This is a genomic window from Micromonospora sp. NPDC049060 (assembly GCF_040649055.1).
In the GTDB taxonomy this organism is placed as follows: domain Bacteria; phylum Actinomycetota; class Actinomycetes; order Mycobacteriales; family Micromonosporaceae; genus Micromonospora; species Micromonospora reichwaldensis.
Genome location: NZ_JBEZEV010000056.1, coordinates 1 through 19,672 on the forward strand (window position 1 = coordinate 1; position 19,672 = coordinate 19,672).

A 19,672-nucleotide genomic window follows, 5' to 3' on the forward strand; every position below is an offset into this window, starting at 1 on the left:
AGGTGCCACCGACGGCCAGGACCGCGGGCAGGGCGAGGTAGTCGGAGAGGTTGGCGGTGTTGACCCCGCCGGTCGGGATGAACCGCACCGAGCGGAACCGACCCACCCGCCCGTCGCCGTGTCAGCGGTCAGCGACGTCGCCGGCTGCGTTCCGGGATGTCCGCGTCCACCCGCTCGCGGCGGATCCGGTCGTCGATGGGCTGCTCCTCGACGACCTCGTCCTTGGCCAGGTGGACCCGCTCGACGGGCACCGTCTCCTTGCCGACCACCGGCCGCTCGGCCCGCAGGGTCATCTCCTGCTCGGCCTCGCCGATGTCGGCGCGCATGCCGCGTGCGTCGCGGGCGGCGATGGGCTCCCGCTCCACGTGCACCTCGTCGTGCTCGACCGGCACGGTGGTGTGCACGTCCTCGGTGACCACGTACTTGTGCAGCCGTGCCGTGCCGGCGGGCTGGCTCTCCGTGCCGACCCGCATCCGCTCCTCGGACCGGATCATGTCCTCGCCGGCCGCGGGCTTCCGTCCCCGGTCGGGGGCCGGCGGCGCCTGCGGCGTCAGGCGGTAGTGGCCGTAGAGCTGCTGGATCTGCGTCGTGTCCAGCGGCTGTTCGGTGCCGGCGTCCACGGCCGGGGCGTCCTTCACTGTCGACTTGTCGTAGTCGACGGTGAGCCCGCCGTCGGTGATCCGGGCCTTGTCCAGCGGGGCCATCGACTCCTTGCGGCCCATCAGGCCCGTCTGCACGCTGACCCAGGTGGGCTCGCCGGCGGCGTCGGCCCAGATCTGGCCCACGCTTCCGATCTTCGAACCCGAGCGGTCCTTGACGTCCTGCCCGTACAGCGAGTTGGCCTGCTGTTCAGTGAGCTTCATCGGTCGTCTACCTCCCTCTCGTGTCACGGTCCGGATACCCGGCCGGCCAGCACGGATTCGTCGATGACCCGATGGATAGGAGCAGCGCCGGGAGCCCAGGCTCACCCACCCGGGCGCCTGAACTGCCGGGACCGTTGGGACTGCCGGGGCCCTTGGGACTGCCGGCAGGCGGCTCGCCGCTCAGCCGGGCCAGTCGATCCGCAGCGGCAGGCCCAGGAAGTCGGCGTAACGGCCCAGCGCGCCCGCCACCCGGGCCCGGGTCCCCTCGTCGAAGGGCACCAGCGGGAACACCGTGACCGTCACCCGGTTTCTGCCGACCGTCCGCTTCCACGTGCCCACGACCCGCCCGTCCCGGACGACCGTGGCCTGGAACACGCCGTTGCGACCCGGCACGATCGCCTCGGCGTGGGCGGGATCCAGCATCAGCGAGCGGTCCCTGAAGCCCAGCAGGTATTCGTCGAAGCCGGGCAGGACCAGCAGGTCGTCGACCGGCTCGCGGGGCGCGTCGAGCAAGGCCGCGTCGACGAGCGCCTCCTGCCCGTCGACCCGCACCACGGTCAGGGCGTCGCCGGCCGCCGCGAAGCCCCGGCGCGCGTCGGTGAGCGTCAGCCCCGTCCAGCCGGCGAACTCCCGGGCGGTGACGGGCCCGTGCCCCCGCACGTAGCGGTGGGCGAGCATCGCCAGGGCCTCGTCCCGCTCCGGCCGGCGCGCCTCGGGTGCCCACTCGTCGAGCAGGGCGAAGGTCTGCTCGGTGCCGACGTTGGGCGCGAGGCAGGTGACGCCGCGGACGCTGGCATACCAGAGCAGGTGGTAGCCGCGCTGGCCGCCGGTGTCGATGCCGGCCGCCTTCAGCGTGGCCAGGCACCGCGCCCGGGTGAGCCGGCCGCCGCCGGCCAGCGCGGCGCCGAGCACGTCGAGCGCGCGGTCCGCGTCGGTCCCGGTGAGCCCGAGCTGCGCGCGGCGGGTGGCGGCGCCGGCCAGCGAGCGTACGCCGGTCAGCTCCAGCATCCAGCGGGCGTCGCGGGGCGGCACGAGGTGCACGGTGCCCCGCATCGGCCAGGTGCGCAGCGCCTCCCGGCGCTCCAGCGCGGTGTGCACGTCGGCGTGGCCGAGCGCGGGCAGCCGCACCCCGAGCGACCACATGCCACTGGCCAGGTCCTGCGCCTGCATGGCCCCGAACCACGCCACCACGTCTTCGACCCCGCCCACCGCCGCCGTGGGATGCGGGCGGAGCAGCAGGCCGGTCATCCGCAGCGCGAGCGCCTCGCGCCCGGTCAGCTCCGCTGGCATGGGGGCTCCTCCGCTCCGGTGGGGCATCAGCCTAGGGCCGACCTCCGACATCCGACGCATGACCGCCCTAGCGGCGGGAAAGCGGCCGGCCAGTAGGCGTGCCGTCCGCGCGCCCGGAGGGAGCGACATGACCGCGTCCAGCGAGCCGGCCCGGGGCGCCGGCGTACCGACCCGTGCCGGCCGCGGCGGCCCGGCCGCCAAGACCAGCGCCGCCGCCGCCTTCGCCCTGGTCTTCGGGGTGGCCGCGCTGATCAGCGTGCTGACCGTGATCCTGTCCTGGATCGGCCTGCTGCTCGGCATCGTCGGCGTGATCCTGGGCATCGTCGGGCTGAAGATGGCCGGTCGGCCCGGGGTGACCGGCCGGGGCGTGGCGATCGGCGGCCTGGTGCTCAGCGCCCTGGCGGTGCTGCTCGGGCTGGCCTTCGCCGCCGGGATCACCACCGTCCTCAACAACGAGGACGCCGTGAACCGGATCCAGCAGGAGGTCGACGACCTGCGCGACCGCCTCGACACCTGACGACCGGGTGCCCACCCCGGGCGCGCGACCCCGGTGACCGTTTGACGGCGCAAACATCGGGTAGTCGCGGGAGCTGACCCGACATGAGGAGGGAACACCCGATGGCTGCCCAGACCAAGGTCGCGGTGATCTACTACAGCGCCACCGGCATCACGTACCAGATGGCGCAGGCGGCGTGCGAAGGCGCCGGTGAGGCGGGCGCCGAGGTGCGGCTGCGCAAGGTGCGCGAGCTGGCGCCGGACGAGGCGATCCGTTCCAACTCGGGCTGGCACGCGCACCAGATGGAGACCCAGGACGTCCCCGAGGCGCAGTTGGACGACCTGTCGTGGGCCGACGTGGTGATCTTCGGGACCCCGACCCGGTACGGCGTGATGGCCGCCCAGCTCAAGCAGTTCATGGACACCACCGGGCCGCTGTGGTCGCAGGGCGCCCTGGCGGACAAGGTCTATTCCGCGTTCTGCTCGACGGCCACCTCGCACGGCGGGCAGGAGGCCACGCTGCTGTCGATGTTCCACGTCTTCTACCACTGGGGCGGAATCGTGGTGACGCCCGGCTACACCGACCCGAGCCAGTTCGTCGCCGGCAACCCCTACGGCGCCTCGCACACCAGCAACAACGGTGAGACGGCGCCGGACGACATCGCGCTCGGCGCCACCGCGTTGACCGCCAAGCGCGCGGTGCGGATCGGTGCGGCGCTGAAGGCGGGCCTGGCCGGCTGACCCGGCGCCGCCGGTTCACCGGCTGGACCGGCGCTGCCAGCGGGTCGGCTGTACCGGCGCGACCGGCGGCCCGGGCGGGGGCTCTCGACCCGTCCGGACCGCCGGTCGCAGCACCCCTACCCCCGATCGGGTCGGCTATGCACGTTCGGCCGCTCCCGACACCCTGCCGTGCGCCGCCGCCGGAGGTCCCGCCGGCGCCGGCAGCAGCCCGCCCAGCAGGTCGGCGAGGACGGCCACGCCGTCGGGGCTGAGCACCGACTCCGGATGGAACTGCACCCCCGCGAACCCGCGCCCGCGCAGCGCGTGCACCGCGCCGTCCGCCGCGTCCCGGGCCAGCTCCACCGGGCCGTACGCGGTGTCCAGCCGGTCGGCGTCGGCGCGCGCCGTGAAGGTGGCGTAGAAGCCGACCCGGCGGCGCGTGCCGAAGACGTCCACCTCCCGCTGGAGCCCCTGGTAGGGCGCGTCCCGGCGGTGCGGCGCCAGCCCGAGCAGGCCGGCGAGCAGTTGGTGGCCCAGGCAGACGGCCAGGGTCGGCCGGCCCTCGGCGAGCAGGCCGGCGAGCAGCCCGCGCATCGTGCGCATCTTCGGCTCGGTGGTGCTGCCCGGGTCGCCCGGACCGGGGCCGACCACCACCAGGTCGTGGCCGTCCACCGGACCGGCGGCGTGCCACGGCCGCAGCGTCACGGCCAGGCCGAGCGCACGCAGCTGGTGGGCCAGCATGCCCGTGAAGGTGTCCTCGCCGTCGACGATCAGCGCCCGCCGGCCGGCCAGCCCGGGCAGGCCACCGGCACCCGGCGACCGCTGGTCGAGCCAGAACCGGGCCAGCGGCGCGTTGCGCGCGGCCAGCGCGGCCCGCACCTGCGGGTCGTCGGCGAGGCGTACGGCGGGCTCCGGGCCACCGGCGGGCGCCTGCGGGCCGAGGCCGAGCGCGGCCAGCACGCCGGCCGCCTTGGCGTGCGTCTCGGCCACCTCGCCCTCGGCGGTCGAGTGCCGCACCAGGGTGGCCCCGACCGGCACCCGCAGCTCGCCGGCGGGGGAGATCTCGGCGGTACGGATCAGGATCGGCGCGTCCAGGCTCTGCCGGCCGGCGTCGTCGTGGCCGAGCAGCGCCAGCACCCCGGCGTAGTAGCGCCGCCCGGTGCCCTCGTGCCGGGCGATGACCCGGCAGGCGTTCTCCATCGGACTGCCGGTGACCGTGGGCGCGAACATCGTCTCCCGCAGCACCTCCCGCACGTCCTTCGTGCCCCGGCCGGCGAGCAGGTACTCCGTGTGGGCCAGGTGGGACATCTCCTTGAGGTGGGGCCCGACCACCTGGCCGCCGTGCTCGGCGACCGTGGCCATCATCTTGAGCTCCTCGTCGAGCACCATGTACAGCTCCTCGACCTCCTTGGGATCGGCGAGGAAGCGCAGTAGCGCGGCCCGGTCGGCGCCCGCGCCGGTGTGCCGGAAGGTGCCGCTGATCGGGTTCATCATGACCAGGCCGTCGTCGACGCTGACGTGCCGCTCCGGGCTGGCCCCGACCAGGATCCGGGTGCCGGTGTGCACCAGGAAGGTCCAGTACGCGCCCCGCTCGCCCCGCAGCAGCCGGCGCAACGCGGCGAGCGCGGCGAGCAGCGGCGGGCCCTGCACGGTGGCGCGCAGGCAGCGGTGGATGACGAAGTTGGCGCCCTCGCCGCGCCCGATCTCCTCGGCGAGCACCCGGCCGACGGTGGCGGCGTACTCGTCGTCGGTGATGTCGAAGGCGGCGTCGGCGGTGCGCACGGGCACGTCGGGCAGCGCGCCGAGCGCCTCGGCCAGGGCGACCCGTTCGTGCCGGTCGATCTCGAGGAACTCCAGCGGGACGCCGTCGTCGACGCAGGCGAAGCCCCGCTCGGTGATCTGCCGGTAGGGCACCAGCGCCAGCGTCCGGGGGCCGGGCGCCCCGCCGGGCAGGGGGAGGTCGGCGAGCCGGCCCGCCGTGCGTACCGTGCCGGTGAACAGCTCCAGGTGCGCGGCGCCCTCGCGGCGGACGAGCGCGAACGGGCCGGGGTCGCCGCCGCCGGCGACGGCGGCGAGCAACTCGGTCAGGTGGGTCATCGGGTCTCCTCGGGCCGGGCGGCGCCCGGCGGGGCGGCCGGGAGGGCCGGGGAGAGACCGGCGGCCGCCTCGTCGGGCGGCCGCGTGGGAAGCTACGCGCGGGGGATGGCCGCCGGGTCGGCGGGCCACCAGCAGGACAGGTGCGCGGGCATGCGATCACCCTACGGCCCCGCGCGGGCACCGGAAAGCCGATCGGGCGTACGGCCCAGGCGCTGGGACGCCGGGGCGCGCCGCACCGGGTAACTTGACCCGCGATGAACATTCTCGCGCTCGACCTGGGCACCTCCTCGGTACGCGGACTCGTGCTGGACACGGACGCCCGCCCGCTGCCCGGCGCGCTGGCCCGGCGCAAGGTGAGCCTCGCCGTGGACGACGACGGCACCGGCACGCTGGACGGCCCCGGCTATCTGGCCTGCCTGGTGGCGTGCCTGGACGAGCTGGCCGCCGGCGGCCACCTGCGCGACGTGTCGCTGGTGGCGACGTCCGGGCAGTGGCACTCGGTGGTCCCGCTCGGCGCCGACGGGGCGCCCCTCGGGCCGGTGCTGACCTGGCTGGACACCCGTCCCGAGGTGCCCGCCGGGGCGGCCGGCCCGGCCGACCCGGTCGACTTCCACCGGCGCACCGGCACGTGGTGGCACCGCTGCTACTGGTCGGTCCGGCTGCCCTGGCTGCGGGAACACACCGGCGTTCGGGTCGCCCGGTTCGCCGGCCTGGTCGAGTACGTGCTGGGCGAGCTGCTCGGCTCGGCGCCCATGTCGATCTCCCAGGCGTCCGGCACGGGCCTGCTGGACCTGCGGACGCTGGACTGGGACGCCGAGGCGTGCGCGCTGGCCGGCAGCCACGCCGACGAGCTGCCCGAGCTGGCTCCGGCCGGGTGGCGGGGCCGGCTGCGGCCGGCGTACGCGCGGCGCTGGCCGCAGCTCACCGACGCGCCCTGGGCCGGCCCGGTGGGCGACGGCGCGGCGTCGAACGTCGGCTCGGGCTGCGTCGAGCCGGGCCGGGTCGCGGTGACGGTCGGCACGTCGGCGGCGGTGCGGCTGGTGCAGCGCGTCCCGGCGGGGCAGGCCATGCCGCCGCTGCCCAAGGAGCTGTGGCGCTACCGGGTCGACCACGACCACGTGGTGACCGGTGCCGCGTACTCCTCCGGCGGCAACCTCTTCGCCTGGGCCGACCGGGAGCTGCGGCTGCCCGGGGGCAGCGAGCTGGAGGTCGCCCTGGCCCGGGTGCCGCACGACAGGACCCTGCCGGTGAACGTCCGCTTCGGCGGGGACCGGCCGCCCGGGATGTCCCCGGCCGGCTCGGGCGCGCTGGGGGGCCTGAGCTTCGGCACCACCGCCGTGGAGATCCTGGCGGGGCTGATGCGGGGCCTGTGCGACCTGGTCGCCGGCGACCTCGTCGTGCTCGAGTCCACGGTGGACGAGCCGGTCGAGGTGGTGCTCGGCGGGGGAGCGGTGGCGGCCTCCGGCTGGTGGCGTTCGTCGTTCGCGGCGGCGCTCGCGCCCCGGCCGGTGTGGTACGGACGCAACCCGGAGGTCGGGGCGAGCGGCGCGGCGCTGGTGGCCATGGGCCGCATCGGTGACGCCTCCCGGCTCGCCGCCATCGTCCGGACGGACGAGACCGCCTCACCCTCCTGAGCAGCACCTCAGCCCGCCCCGTTGACACGGCTAGCGGGCCTGGTTGGATGGACTCCGCTCCCCGGCTCGCGGCGGACGCGGGACAGGGAAGGGGTAGGTGTGGGGGCAGGGCCGGAACCGTCCGACGACGGGGTGTCGCAGCACCGCCGGCGCCGGTTCGACGTCCGGGTCGTGCCGCACCGTCGCCGCTCCCCGTTCCGGCTCCGGGACTGGCGGATGCGCACCAAGCTCGTCACCGTACTGGTCATCCCGTCGGTCGCGTTCCTGGTGCTGGCCGGCGTGCAGACCCACACCCTCGTCGGGCGGACGACCGCGTTGGGCGACTTCGCCCAGCAGGTCGGCATCGGCCGGGAGATCGTCGCGCTGGTGCACCAGCTCCAGCAGGAACGCGACCGGGCCGCCGGTGAGCTGGGCGAGTTGCGCCGGGGCGGCGCGGGCGCCGACCGGGACTCGGCAATCGTGGTGCTGAGGCCGTTGCAGGCCGCCACCGACCAGGCGCTGCGTGACCTGCGCCGGGCCGCCGGGCCGCTGGCCGACGCCGACGCCTCCTGGCGGGTCGCCTACTCGGAGGTGCTGGAGGCCTATGACCAGGTCGCCTACATCCGGGCCGCGATCCCCCCGGCGGTGCTGGGCAGCGACACCATCCTGAGCAACTACCACCGGGCCGTCGACGCGCTGCTGCGCCTGCTCGCCGAGCCCTCGCCGGGCGAGGACCGGCCCGCACTCAGCGACGCGGTGCTGCGCTACGTGCAGCTCGCCCGGGTCAAGGAGCTCTCCTCACGGGTCCGGGCCCAGCTCTACGAGGCCGCCCGCGCCGGCCGGTACGGCGTGGAGGACCAGGTGGTCCTGACCGACCTGCGCGCCCAGCAGCTGACCGCCCTGGGCGCGTTCCGGGTCGCCGCCACCGCCGAGCAGGTCCGCCGCTACGACGAGACCTCGACGGATCCGGCGTTCCTGACGGCCACCCGGCTGGAGGAGCAGAGCCTGGTGACCGGGGCCGCCGCGCCGAGCGTGCTGCCGGCGCCACAGTGGTGGGCGGCCGGCGAGCAGCGTCAGGAGCTGCTCCGCCGCATCGAGGCGTCGGTGCTCGACGACGCCGTACGGCAGGCCGACGAGGTGAGCGCGACGCAGCTGCGGACCACGCTGCTGGTCGTCGGCAGCATCCTCGCGGTGCTGCTGGTCGCCCTGCTCATCTCCGTCCTCGTCGGCCGGTCCATGGCCCGGTCGATGCGGCTGCTGCGCGGCCAGGCGCTGCGGATCGCCCAGCTGGAGCTGCCGGACGCCCTGGACCGGCTGCGTACCGTGACCGGGGGTGTCCCGGAAATCGAGGTCCCGCCGGCGGTGGTCCGTTCGCTCGACGAGATCGGCGAGCTGGCGGAGGCGTTCGTCGCGGTGCACCGCAGCGCGGTCAACGTCGCCGTCGAGCAGGCGACCACCCGGCGCAACGTCAACGCGATGTTCGTCAACCTCGCCCGGCGCAGCCAGGTGCTCGTGGAGCGCCAGTTGGAGCTGCTCGACGACCTGGAGCGCGAGGAGAGCGATCCGGACCAGTTGGAGAACCTCTTCAAGCTCGACCATCTGGCCGCCCGCATGCGGCGCAACGACGACAGCCTGCTGGTGCTCGCCGGGACCGAGTCGACCCGCCGGTGGAACCGACCGGCGGCGCTCGGCGCGATGCTGCTCGCCGCCAGCGCCGAGATCGAGCAGTACCAGCGGGTGCGGCACGGGGCGGTCGCCGACCTGCACGTCGTCGGCCACGCCGTCGGCGAGCTGGTCCACATCCTGGCCGAGCTGCTGGAGAACGCCACCTCGTTCTCCCGTCCCGACACGGTCGTGGCGGTCACCGCCCGGGGCGAGGGTGCCGGCGCGGTCATCGAGATCACCGACCGAGGGCTCGGCATGAGCCCGGCCGCGCTGGCCGAGGCGAACGCCGTCCTGGCCACCCCGCCGGCCGCCGACGTGGCGACGGTCGAGCGGATGGGCCTGTTCGTGGTCAGCCACCTGGCCGCCCGGCTCCGCGTCGAGGTGCGCCTGGCCGGCGGCGAGGAGGGCCTCGTCGCCCGGGTACGGCTGCCCGGTGGCCTGCTGGCGCCGGCGCCCGAGCGGGAGGCGCCCGTCACGGCCCGGATGCTGGCCGCCACGGCGTGGAACGGGGCGCCGCCGCCCGATGGGCTGCCGGTGGCCGGGCGGCCGCCGGTGTGGGGCGGTGCGCGACCGGCGGGCGAGCTGCCGGCGGCCGGGCGGCGGTCCGAGGCCCCGCCCCGGCAGGCCCGGTCGGTCCCGGTGCGGTCCGAGGACGTGCTCGCCCCGGCGGCCCGGTCGTCCGCGTCGACCGGCGGGGGCTGGTGGTCCCGGCAGGGCCCGTCGCCCGGCCCGGTGCCGGGGGCCTCGCCCACGCCGCCGGCCGTCCCGGTCACCGGCGGGACCAACGAACGCGGCCTGCCCGTCCGGGTGCCGATGGCGCAGCTCTCCGCCGTCACCCGGCCGGCCCGGCCGGAGCAGCCGGCGGTACGCCACGACCCGGACCCGGAGGCGGTCGGGGGGATGCTGTCCCGGTTCTACAGCGGGGTACGGCGGGCCGAGGCCGAGGACATCACGGAGATTTCCATGCCGCCGGGCGGCGTACGCACCGAAGGGGGACAGCGATGACGACGTTGAGCCGGGAGGCCCGCGACCTGAGCTGGCTGGTCAGCGGGTTCGCGGAGCGGGTGCCGGGGGTGGTGCACGCCATCGTGGTCTCCTCCGACGGCCTGCTGGTCGCGATCTCCGACCACCTGCCCCGGGACCACGCCGACAAGCTCGCGGCCGTGACCTCGGGGCTGATGAGCATCACCGCGGGCGCGGCGCAGATGTTCGACGGGGACATCGTCAAGCAGACGGTCGTCGAGATGGGGCGCGGCTACTTCCTGGTCATGCAGGTGCGGGACGGTTCCATCCTGGCCACGCTGGCCGGGGCGGAGGCCGACATCGGTGTGGTCGGCTACGAGATGGCGCGGCTGGCCAAGCAGGCGGGGGAGATGCTCACCCCGGCGCTGCGGGCGGAACTCCAGCAGGCCCTGCCCCGCTGACCGGGTCGACGCGCCCGCCCGGCGTCCACCCCGGCGGGCGGGCCGACGGCGTCCCACCCCGACGCCGCCGAGCGGCGCCGGGGTGGCGGATGACCGGCGGTCAGAGTCCGTTGGCGGCGATGACCTCGCGGTACCAGTGCGCGCTGCGCTTGAGCACGCGCCGCTGGGTCTGGTAGTCCACGTGGACCAGGCCCCAGCGCTCGTCGTAGCCCGCGTCCCACTCGAAGTTGTCGAGCAGGGACCACACGTGGTAGCTCTCCAGCGGCACGCCGGCGGCCATGGCCCGGTGCACTGCGGCGAGGTGGTCGCGCAGGAAGGTGACCCGGCCGGCGTCGTCGACGGTGCCGTCGGCGTCGAGGGTGTCCGGGGTGGGCAGGCCGTTCTCGGTGACGGTCAGCGGGATCGGGCCGTAGTCGCGGGTCACCCGGGTCAGGATGTCGTACATTCCGTCGGGGTGGATCTGCTGCCAGGAGGCCTGTGAGGTGGGCCAGCGCCCGACCGTCGCGCCGTCGCCGGTGACGTAGTAGGGCGTGTAGTACTGCACGGCGAGCAGGTCGACAGGCGCGGCGATGGTCGCCAGGTCGCCGTCGCGGATGCCCCGGACCAGCCGGCTGTCGGGGCCGAGGTCGTCCAGCACGTCCTGCGGGTAGCTGCCGGTGAGGATCGGGTCGAGGTAGAGGCGGTTCTCGTAGCCGTCGTAGAGCCGGGCGGCCCGGGCGGCCTCGGGCGAGTCGTCGGCCGGGTAGCAGGGGTGCAGGTTGAGCGCCGGGCCGATCCGGCCGGAGCCGGTCGCGCGGAACGCCGCCACGGCGAGCCCGTGGGCCAGGTGGAGGTGGTGGGCGGCCAGGTACGCGGCGTCCGGGTCCTGCCGGCCCGGGGCGTGGTGACCTTCGAGGTAGCCGTTCTGCACCACCGTCTTCGGCTCGTTGACGGTCAGCCAGACCGGCACCCGGTCGCCGAGCGCGCGGAAGACGATCTCGGCGTAGTCGGCGAACCGGTGGGCGACGTCGCGCGACTCCCAGCCACCGGCGTCCTGGAGGGACTGCGGCAGGTCCCAGTGGAACAGCGTCGCCATCGGCGCGATGCCCCGCTCGTGCAGCCCGTCGACGAGACGGCGGTAGAAGTCGAGCCCGCGCTGGTTGGGCGCGCCGGTGCCGTCGGCCTGTACGCGCGGCCAGGAGATGGAGAACCGGTAGCTGTCCAGCCCGATGTCGCGCATCAGGTCCAGGTCCTCGGCGTACCGGTGGTAGTGGTCGGCGGCGACGTCGCCGGTGTCGCCGTTGCGGGTGCGGCCGGGCGTGTGGCTGAAGGTGTCCCAGATCGACTCGCCCCGGCCGTCCTCCTTGGCCGCGCCCTCGATCTGGTAGGCGGAGGTGGCCGCCCCCCAACCGAAGCCCGGCGGGAAGCGCAGGCCGGCCGACGGCGTCTCGTCGGTGTGCGGCGCGGGGCCGGTCGCGGCGGCGGGGGCGGTGGCGGAGGGCGCGGCGCCCTGGGGCGGGCGCGGGGTGGGCATCGACATCGGTTCTCCTCATGGTCTGCGTGGCCACCGCCGGGCCGGGAGCGCTCCCAGCATAGGGCAGGAGCCGCCGGCCGGTCGCGTCCGCCCGGCCGGGCGAAGGGCGATCGGGAACGGCGGAGGGGTGCGTGCGTGCTGCGCCCGTGGCGGCGGTGCGGGAGCGGGGGCGCGCGGTGGCGCCGGCGCTCGGGTGGCCGGCCGCGGGACGCGGGGCGCCGGGGCGCGGGGCGTCGACCGGGCGGTACGGGCGGACAGCGGACGAGGCCGGTCGGAACGGCGACACGGCCAGTCCCGTCGGCCTCTTTTCCCGCCGTGGCGGGAGGTTTAGTGTGTGGGGACGGGGGAGGGCAACCCCCGTCCCCACCATTGCTGCACACGCACGGGCGGAATTGGCGTCCTGTCGTGCGTGTCGCGCGGGAGCCGGGCCACGCGAGTGGCTAGAGGATCCACCTCCCTCCATGTCGGTGGGAACGGCTGACGGCGGTGTCCGGGCTGGCCCGTCGTCAGCCCTCGGGCTGAGTCCCCGGGGTCCGTCGTGGATGGACTCCGGGTGATCTTCTAATTGGATCTCCGTCGATGGAAGCGCTCCCATCGACCGATGCTGCGACTGTAACGCCCGTCACGGCTTTGTGAAAGCCCCAAAACGAGATCGAAACATGTTGCTGCCTCGGTGCGCCTCCGGCCATTGTGGGAGCGCTTCCATGCATGGCACACTGTCGCCACCGCGACGCGGAGCCAGATCGCGCAAGCGTGGGTCGCCGAGGGCAGCCGGTGTCTCCGGTACGGCATCCGACGCAGTCGGCGGAGCAGCAGCCCCGCAGGGGGCGCCGCCCGCTGTACCCCGGCCTCGGGCCGGGGCGACCACCATCCCGGGTGCCCCCGAATCCCGTTCACGGGAGGGCGCCCCGCCGGGGCCTTTCGTCCCCGGCCAGGTCCGAGGAGACACCGCACACATGAGAAATCTGGCAAGACGTCGCCGCCTGGCGATGGTCGCCGCCGCCGCGCTCGCCGTCGGCGGGGTGACCCTGCCGGCCGGCGCCGCACAGGCCGCCCCCGCCTGCGACGTGGTCTACGCGACCACCGACTGGAACAACGGCTTCACCGCCAACGTCACCATCAAGAACCTCGGCGATCCGATCAACGGCTGGACGCTGAAGTTCGCCTTCCCCGGCGACCAGCGGGTGACCCAGGGCTGGTCGGCCAAGTGGAGCCAGACCGGCAACCAGGTCACGGCCACCAACGAGTCCTACAACGGGGGCATCGCCACGGGCGCCTCCACCAGCATCGGCTTCAACGGCTCGCACGGCGGCACCAACCCGAAGCCGACGTCCTTCTCGGTCAACGGCGTCACCTGCGGCGGCACGCAGCAGCAGCCGCCGACGGTCGCGCTGAACGTGCCGGCCGGCCCGTTCGAGGCCCCCGCCGACGTGCCGCTGAGCGCCACCGCCAGCGACCCGGACGGGACGATCAGCAAGGTCGAGTTCTACCGCAACGGCCTGCTGGTCAACACCGACACCACCGCCCCGTACGGCTACACGCTGGAGGACCTGCCGGCCGGCGCGTACACGGTGCAGGCCAAGGCGTACGACAACGCGAACCTGACCGCCACCGCAGAGAAGGCATTCACCGTCACGCAGGCGTCCGGGCCGGTGCTGGTCGCCACCCCGTCGGCGGTGAGCGTGACCGAGGGCGGCAGCTCGACGGTCAACCTCAAGCTCAGCGCGGCGCCGACGGCCAACGTGCCGGTCTCGCTGGCCCGCACCGGTGACACCGACATCACCGTCTCGCCGGCCTCGGTGACGCTGACCCCGAGCAACTGGAACACCGGGGTGAACGTGGCCGTCGCGGCGGCCGAGGACGCCGACACGCTCGGCGGCACCGCCACCGTCACCGCCTCGGCCACCGGCTACGCGCCGTTGGCGATCACCGCCACCGAGATCGACAACGACACCGGCGGCGGGGACAACACCTACGTCAAGCGCTTCCTCGACCAGTACGGCAAGATCAAGAACTCGGGCTACTTCAGCCCCGAGGGCGTGCCGTACCACTCGATCGAGACGCTGATCGTCGAGGCGCCCGACCACGGGCACGAGACGACCTCCGAGGCGTTCAGCTTCTGGCTCTGGCTGGAGGCCCAGTACGGGCGGGTGACCCAGAACTGGGCCCCGTTCAACAACTCCTGGAACGTCATGGAGAAGTACATCATCCCGTCGCACGCCGACCAGCCCACCGCGGGCGCGGCCGGCACCGCGCAGTACGCCGCGGAGCACGACCTGCCCAGCCAGTACCCGTCGCAGCTGGAGCCGTCCGTGCCGGTCGGCCAGGACCCGCTGCGCGCGGAGCTGCAGAACACCTACGGCACCGGTGACATCTACGGCATGCACTGGCTGCTGGACGTGGACAACACCTACGGCTACGGCCGCTGCGGCGACGGCACCACCCGGCCGGCGTACATCAACACCTTCCAGCGGGGCACCCAGGAGTCGGTGTGGGAGACCGTGCCGCAGCCGTCCTGCGACACCTTCGCCCACGGTGGCCGCAACGGCTACCTCGACCTGTTCGTCAAGGAGGCGAACGCGCCGGCGAAGCAGTGGAAGTACACCAACGCCCCCGACGCCGACGCCCGCGCCGTGCAGGCCGCGTACTGGGCCCTGACCTGGGCCAAGGAGCAGGGCAAGGAGGCCGACGTGGCGGCCACCGTGGCCAAGGCCGCCAAGATGGGTGACTACCTGCGCTACGCCATGTTCGACAAGTACTTCAAGAAGATCGGCAACTGCGTCGGGGCCGCCACCTGCCCGGCCGGCACCGGCAAGGACTCGGCGCACTACCTGATGTCCTGGTACTACGCCTGGGGCGGCGCGTACGAGCCGAACCAGAACTGGTCGTGGCGGATCGGCTCCAGCCACAACCACTTCGGCTACCAGAACCCGTTCGCGGCCTGGGCGCTGACCAACGTCAACGAGCTCAAGCCGAAGTCGCCGACCGCGGTCACCGACTGGACCAAGAGCCTGGAGCGGCAGCTGGAGTTCTACACCTGGCTCCAGTCCGCCGAGGGCGGCATCGCCGGCGGCGCGACCAACAGTTGGGGCGGCCACTACGGCCAGCCGCCGGCCGGCACGTCGACGTTCTACGGCATGTACTACGACGTCGACCCGGTCTACAACGACCCGCCGTCGAACCAGTGGTTCGGCATGCAGGCCTGGTCCATGCAGCGCATCGCCGAGCTGTACCTGGAGACCGGCAACGCCAAGGCCAAGGCGCTGCTGGACAAGTGGGTGCCGTGGGCGATCGCCAACACCACGGTCGGCACCAACTGGTCGATCCCGTCGGACATGAAGTGGACCGGCCAGCCGACCACCTGGAACCCGGCCAACCCGCAGCCCAACACCAACCTGCACGTCGAGGTCACGGTCAAGGGCCAGGACGTCGGCATCGCCGCCGCCTACGCCCGCACGCTCATCGCGTACGCGGCGAAGTCGGGCAACGCGGCGGCGAAGAACACCGCCAAGGGGCTGCTGGACGCGCTGCACGCGGCCAGCGACGCCCAGGGTGTCTCCACCGTGGAGAAGCGCGGCGACTACCGCCGCTTCGACGACGTCTACGACGCCAGCACCGGGCAGGGCCTCTACGTGCCGCCGGGCTGGACGGGGACCATGGCCAACGGTGACCCCATCGCCGCGGGCAAGAGCTTCCTCGACATCCGTTCCTTCTACAAGAACGACCCGGCCTGGCCGAAGGTCCAGGCGTACCTGGACGGCGGCCCCGAGCCGGAGTTCAAGTACCACCGGTTCTGGGCCCAGGCGGACGTCGCCATGGCGTACGCCGACTACGGAAAGCTGTTCCCCAACGGCTGACCGACTCCTCCGGGTGGGTGGCGCGGCCCGCCCCCCCGGAGGCCGGCCGGGCGGGCCTGGGGGAACGGAGACGCCCGGTCGGTGGACGGCCTGACTCCCACGGTCAGGCCGGGGTGGGCCGGTCAACCGGCCGACGCAGCGGGGCAACCGGCCCACCCCACCACACCCGGATATGCACCGGGCGCGAAAACGCCCGAAAAATCGGCCACCACGGGATCACGCATGGGGCCGGGACGGAGTAACGTACGTCACCGGAGAGGCCGCTCCCCCCGTGGCGGCCTCTCCCTTAATTTCCCGCCGGCTCCACCGGCGCACGGGCCGGCACGACCGGGTGGCGCAGCCCCGGGTGACCGGCCGGCAACGACCGGCGCACCACCACCCAGCTCACCGCGAGCACCGCCGCCACCAGCGGCCAGGACAACACGACCCGGGCCACCGTCAGCGCGACCACCTGACCGCCGAGCCACAGCGGCAGGAACACCGCCACCCGCAGCACGTAGGACGCCGCCCACGCCCAGCTGCCCCGACCGTACGCGCGCAGCAGCGCCGGATCCCGCCGCCACCGGGTCCGCTGGCCGAGCGCGACGCCCACCACCGTCCCGAGCAGCGGCCAGCGCACCACGATGCTGACCACCCAGGCCAGCGCGCTCGCCGCGTTCGACAGCAGTTGGACGAGGAAGAAGTCCTCGGCGCGACCGGTGCGCAACGCGACGAGCGCGGCCACGCAGACGGCGAGCAGCCCGACCAGTACCGAACGCGGCCGGTCGCCCCGGTGCAGCCGCCAGCCGGCCAGCGCGGCGCCGGTGACCACGGCCGCGCCCACCCCGCCCCACAGCGAGTGCCCGCCGAGCAGCCAACCGAGAGCGAACGCCACCGGCGGCAGGCTGGCGTCGACCGCGCCCCGGCGCCCGCCGAGCAGGTCCGCGAGCGTCTCCGGCCGGTCCGTCGGGGCCGGCGCACCCTCCGGTGTACGCGTCACCGCACCCTCCTCACGTCCGCCACCAACCTAGCTGTAGCCATGCGACAGGCCACCCGCCGACCGGGCTGCGCCTGCCGCTACGGTGTGCGGGTGCGAACGACGCCGAGGGGTTGGACCGCGGTCTGGTTGGTCGTCCTGGCGCTCGTCCAGGCGGCGGCCTTCATCGCTGTGTGGCGGGTCGCCGTGCACGTCGAGATAGGCCAGTGGGTGGACACCGTCGCCCTGACCGGCAACCGGATCGGGCAGGACCACATCGAGGAGCCGGTGAACCGGATCCTCAACGCCATGTCGGTCGTCTCGCTGCTGGCGGCGACCGCGGTGATCGGCTTCATCGCCCTGATCCGGGGCCGGATCGCCCTGGCCGTCACGGCCACCCTCCTGATCGCCGGCGCCAACGCCACCACCCAGTTGCTCAAGTACGGCCTGGCCCGGCCCGACTTCGGCATCGACCCCGAACGGATCTACGCCGGCAACAGCCTGCCCAGCGGGCACGCCACGGTCGCCGCCTCGGTCGCGGTCGCGCTGATGCTCGTGCTGCCGCGCAAGGTGCGGGTGTTCGGCGCCTTCCTCGGCGCCGGCTATGCCGCGATCGCCGGGGTGGCCACCCTCTCCGCCGGCTGGCACCGGCCCAGCGACGCGGTGGCCGCGTTCCTGATCGTCGGGGTCTGGGCGGCGCTGGCCGGGCTGGTGCTGCTGATCACCCAGCGGGAGCAGGCGCAGGTGGAGTCGGCCGACGCCCACCGGGTCGCCGCGACGGTGCTCGGCGTCGGCGGCGTACTGGCGGTGGTGGCCTGCGGGTTCGCCCTCTCCTGGCTGGTCGACCTGCGCGCCACCCCGCCCAGCGAGCTGGCCCGCAGGCCGCTCCTCGTCGGCTACGCCGGCAGCGCCGCCGGGATCGTCGGCACGATGGGCCTGGTCATGGCGCTGGTGCTCGCCGCCGTGCACCGGCTGGTGCCCCGGGTCAAGGGCTGACCGCTCAGCGGGAGTACGTGCCGACCATCGTCCCGCTCGCGGCGTCCCGCTCGACGAGCAGGCGGTGCACCTCGTCCGCCCGTGGCGTCCCGGGCAACTCCAGCGGCCGGTCCAGCGCGTAGAGCCGGAAGAAGTACCGGTGGGGATCGTCGCCCTGAGGCGGGTGTGGGCCGCCCCACCCGGTGGTGCCGAAGTCGTTGGGCCACTCGCGACCGCCAAGGGGCACGCCGCCCTCCGGCGCCCCGGCGGCGCTCGGCGCGATCCCGGTGACCAGCCAGTGCAGGAACGGCGTCCTACCCGCGTCCGGGTCCTCGACGAGCAGGACCAGCTCGGCGGCGGACTCCGGCACCCGCTCCCACTCCAGCGGCGGCGAGACGTTGCCGCCCTCCTTCGAGAAGCGGCTCGGCAGCATGTCGTGGTCGTTGAACGCGGTGCTGCGCAGCATGATCCCGGCCATCCCTGGCGCTCCTCTCGTCGGCCCGGCCGCGCGTACCCGCCGGGCGGGCCCCGAAACGGCCGCGCCGGTGTGAGAGGGTCGGGCGGGACGGGGGAGGGGATCGTGGAGAGCGTACGGGCGGCGTTCCGGGACGAGTGCGAGCGCCTCGGCGAGGTGCTGCGCGGCGTCGACGAGGCGGATCTCGACCGGCCGACCGACTGCCGGCCGTGGACCGTACGCGAACTGCTGGCCCACGTACGCACCGGCGCGGGCCGGCTGGTCGACATGCTCGCCGCGCCCGCCCCGCTCCGCGCCGAGGTCGACGCCCCCGCCTACTACGGCGCCGCCAAGTTCACCCCGTCCGTGGACGCCGCCCGCGTCGACAGCGGCCGGCGGGAGGCCCGGGAACTCGACGGTCCGGCCCTGGTGGCCGACTTCGACCGGGCCTGGCGGGCCGCCCTCGACGCCGTCGACGCCGCACCGCCGGGTCGCGTGGTACGCACCCGGCACGGCGACGCGATGGCGCTCGCCGAGTTCCTGCGTACCCGCGTGGTGGAGGTCGGCGTGCACGGCCTGGACCTGGCGGCGGCGCTGGAGCGGCGGCCGTGGCTGACGCCGACGGCTGCGGAGGTCGTCGCCGACCTGCTCACCGGCGGACGATCGGTCCCGCCCGGGCTGGGCTGGGACCGGCTCACGCTGATCCGCAAGGCGACCGGCCGGGCCGGCCTCACGGACCGCGAGCGGGCCGTCGTCGACGCCGCCGGCTTCCGCTGGCTCTCCTTCGGCGGCTGACCCGGGCGGGACCCGAGCTGGCACCGGGCCCGGCCCGGCGGGCGGGCTGTCAGGCGTCGGCGCCGAGCGGGTCCGCCTCCGGGCGCGGGGCGGGCACGTGCGGGGCGGCCCGGCGCAGGTGGTCCAGCACGACCGGATCGATCCGGCCGGGCACCAGGCGCTCCTCCAGGTTCTCCAGGCCGGCCCAGGAGAAGAGCGCCTCCTCCGGCCGCGCCGGGTCGACCGGGTGACCGAGCGCGCCCAGCAGCGCGCCGACCTCGGCGGCGACCGCGCCCGTCAGGTCGAGCAGGGTGGCCGGGTCGGGCCGGCCGAAGAGCAGGGTGTGCACCGCGAGCAGCCGCCCCAGCTCGGTCACCGGATCGGGGTGGTCGTCGACCCGCAGGTCGACAAGCACGTCGCCGGTGCCGTCGTACCCGCCGCCGCGCTCGACCACCAGCAGCCCGGCGCTCTGCCGGCCGCGCCGGTCGCCGCCGGCCTGGTCCCCGGCGCGCAACGCGGCCAGCAGCCGGTCGGGGAACGGCAGCGCGGCCCCGCCCAGCCAGGCGTCCCGGACCGCGTCGATCACCTGCGGGCCAACCAGGATGTTGCCCTGCGCCGCCCAGCCGTCGCCGGCCTGGCCGCCGGCCCAGGGATGGCAGCTCGGCCCGGTCCAGGTCGCGCCCACGCCGGTGGCGGCGACCACGCCGAGCTGGCGGTGGTCCCGGTCCGGGTCGGCGGCGACCAGCCCCGCCACCACGTCGGCCGCGGCCACCCCGGTGCGCAGCAGCGTCAGCCCCTGCGGGCGGTAGGCGAGGTTGACGTGCGCCTGGGTGGCGAGCGCGCCGACCTCGGCCTCGGCGGCCGGCACGAGCGCGCCGGCGGCCAGGAACCGGCTGGCCACGACGACGCCGTGGTGGCGGCCGTCGGCGGAGCGGGCGACGAGCGAGAAGGTCACGCATGGAGACTATCCCGCGTCA

At 74.6% G+C, this 19,672-nt stretch carries 15 protein-coding genes and 1 pseudogene; 8 read left to right on the forward strand and 8 right to left on the reverse strand.

The annotated features are described in order from the left end of the window. The 3 genes and pseudogenes from AB0B83_RS19785 to AB0B83_RS19795 all read right to left on the reverse strand — a co-directional run. Positions 1 to 106, reverse strand: a pseudogene (locus AB0B83_RS19785) (keto-deoxy-phosphogluconate aldolase); the annotation flags it as partial. A 22-nt stretch (positions 107 to 128) separates the two neighbouring features. Then, on the reverse strand, positions 129 to 863 hold the full coding sequence (locus AB0B83_RS19790) for a PRC and DUF2382 domain-containing protein (RefSeq protein WP_357579410.1): 735 nt from the start codon (positions 861 to 863) through the stop codon (positions 129 to 131). 180 nt (positions 864 to 1,043) lie between these two features. Continuing rightward, positions 1,044 to 2,153, reverse strand: coding sequence for a winged helix DNA-binding domain-containing protein (locus AB0B83_RS19795; RefSeq protein ID WP_357579411.1), 1,110 nt, complete (start codon positions 2,151 to 2,153; stop codon positions 1,044 to 1,046). A gap of 127 nt (positions 2,154 to 2,280) precedes the next feature. Between AB0B83_RS19795 and AB0B83_RS19800 the strand changes: the two genes are divergently transcribed. Beyond that, the gene (locus AB0B83_RS19800) at positions 2,281 to 2,670 is read left to right on the forward strand and encodes a hypothetical protein (RefSeq protein WP_357579412.1); all 390 of its coding nucleotides are present in this window, start codon (positions 2,281 to 2,283) and stop codon (positions 2,668 to 2,670) included. A gap of 101 nt (positions 2,671 to 2,771) precedes the next feature. Further along, positions 2,772 to 3,389 carry an NAD(P)H:quinone oxidoreductase gene (gene wrbA / locus AB0B83_RS19805; protein ID WP_357579413.1) on the forward strand — a complete coding sequence of 206 codons (618 nt, stop codon included), beginning with the start codon at positions 2,772 to 2,774 and terminating at the stop codon, positions 3,387 to 3,389. 135 nt (positions 3,390 to 3,524) lie between these two features. Here the strand turns inward: wrbA and AB0B83_RS19810 are convergent, their stop codons facing one another. Continuing rightward, positions 3,525 to 5,465 (reverse strand): anthranilate synthase family protein, encoded by a 1,941-nt coding sequence (locus AB0B83_RS19810; protein WP_357579414.1) that lies wholly within the window; start codon positions 5,463 to 5,465, stop codon positions 3,525 to 3,527. Between the two features lie 254 nt (positions 5,466 to 5,719). On the opposite strand from AB0B83_RS19810, the gene AB0B83_RS19815 reads away from it, so the two are divergent. From AB0B83_RS19815 to AB0B83_RS19825, 3 genes are all read left to right on the forward strand, one after another. Further along, complete coding sequence (locus AB0B83_RS19815; RefSeq protein WP_357579415.1) at positions 5,720 to 7,099, forward strand: FGGY family carbohydrate kinase; 1,380 nt, start codon at positions 5,720 to 5,722, stop codon at positions 7,097 to 7,099. 99 nt (positions 7,100 to 7,198) lie between these two features. Beyond that, complete coding sequence (locus AB0B83_RS19820; RefSeq protein WP_357579416.1) at positions 7,199 to 9,748, forward strand: nitrate- and nitrite sensing domain-containing protein; 2,550 nt, start codon at positions 7,199 to 7,201, stop codon at positions 9,746 to 9,748. 5 nt (positions 9,749 to 9,753) lie between these two features. Further along, positions 9,754 to 10,167 (forward strand): roadblock/LC7 domain-containing protein, encoded by a 414-nt coding sequence (locus AB0B83_RS19825; RefSeq protein ID WP_197697869.1) that lies wholly within the window; start codon positions 9,754 to 9,756, stop codon positions 10,165 to 10,167. 100 nt (positions 10,168 to 10,267) lie between these two features. Here AB0B83_RS19825 and AB0B83_RS19830 read toward each other — a convergent pair whose 3' ends face one another. Continuing rightward, positions 10,268 to 11,686: a GH1 family beta-glucosidase gene (locus AB0B83_RS19830; RefSeq protein ID WP_357579417.1), complete on the reverse strand. Its 1,419-nt coding sequence runs from the start codon at positions 11,684 to 11,686 to the stop codon at positions 10,268 to 10,270. 959 nt (positions 11,687 to 12,645) lie between these two features. Between AB0B83_RS19830 and AB0B83_RS19835 the strand changes: the two genes are divergently transcribed. Further along, a complete protein-coding gene (locus AB0B83_RS19835) occupies positions 12,646 to 15,537 on the forward strand; it encodes a glycoside hydrolase family 48 protein (protein WP_357579434.1) in 2,892 nt (963 codons plus the stop codon). 286 nt (positions 15,538 to 15,823) lie between these two features. On the opposite strand, the gene AB0B83_RS19840 is transcribed toward AB0B83_RS19835, so the two are convergent. Continuing rightward, on the reverse strand, positions 15,824 to 16,516 hold the full coding sequence (locus tag AB0B83_RS19840) for a DUF3159 domain-containing protein (RefSeq protein ID WP_357579418.1): 693 nt from the start codon (positions 16,514 to 16,516) through the stop codon (positions 15,824 to 15,826). Positions 16,517 to 16,600: 84 nt separating this feature from the next. Here AB0B83_RS19840 and AB0B83_RS19845 point away from each other — a divergent pair, with 84 nt between their 5' ends. After that, entirely contained in the window at positions 16,601 to 17,488 is an 888-nt protein-coding gene (locus tag AB0B83_RS19845) for a phosphatase PAP2 family protein (protein ID WP_357579435.1), read from the forward strand. Between the two features lie 4 nt (positions 17,489 to 17,492). On the opposite strand, the gene AB0B83_RS19850 is transcribed toward AB0B83_RS19845, so the two are convergent. Beyond that, positions 17,493 to 17,945 carry a YbhB/YbcL family Raf kinase inhibitor-like protein gene (locus AB0B83_RS19850; RefSeq protein ID WP_357579419.1) on the reverse strand — a complete coding sequence of 151 codons (453 nt, stop codon included), beginning with the start codon at positions 17,943 to 17,945 and terminating at the stop codon, positions 17,493 to 17,495. A gap of 102 nt (positions 17,946 to 18,047) precedes the next feature. Here AB0B83_RS19850 and AB0B83_RS19855 point away from each other — a divergent pair, with 102 nt between their 5' ends. Next, on the forward strand, positions 18,048 to 18,716 hold the full coding sequence (locus AB0B83_RS19855; protein ID WP_357579420.1) for a maleylpyruvate isomerase N-terminal domain-containing protein: 669 nt from the start codon (positions 18,048 to 18,050) through the stop codon (positions 18,714 to 18,716). 49 nt (positions 18,717 to 18,765) lie between these two features. On the opposite strand, the gene AB0B83_RS19860 is transcribed toward AB0B83_RS19855, so the two are convergent. Next, a complete protein-coding gene (locus AB0B83_RS19860; RefSeq protein ID WP_357579421.1) occupies positions 18,766 to 19,650 on the reverse strand; it encodes a DUF1028 domain-containing protein in 885 nt (294 codons plus the stop codon). Positions 19,651 to 19,672 lie beyond the last annotated feature (22 nt).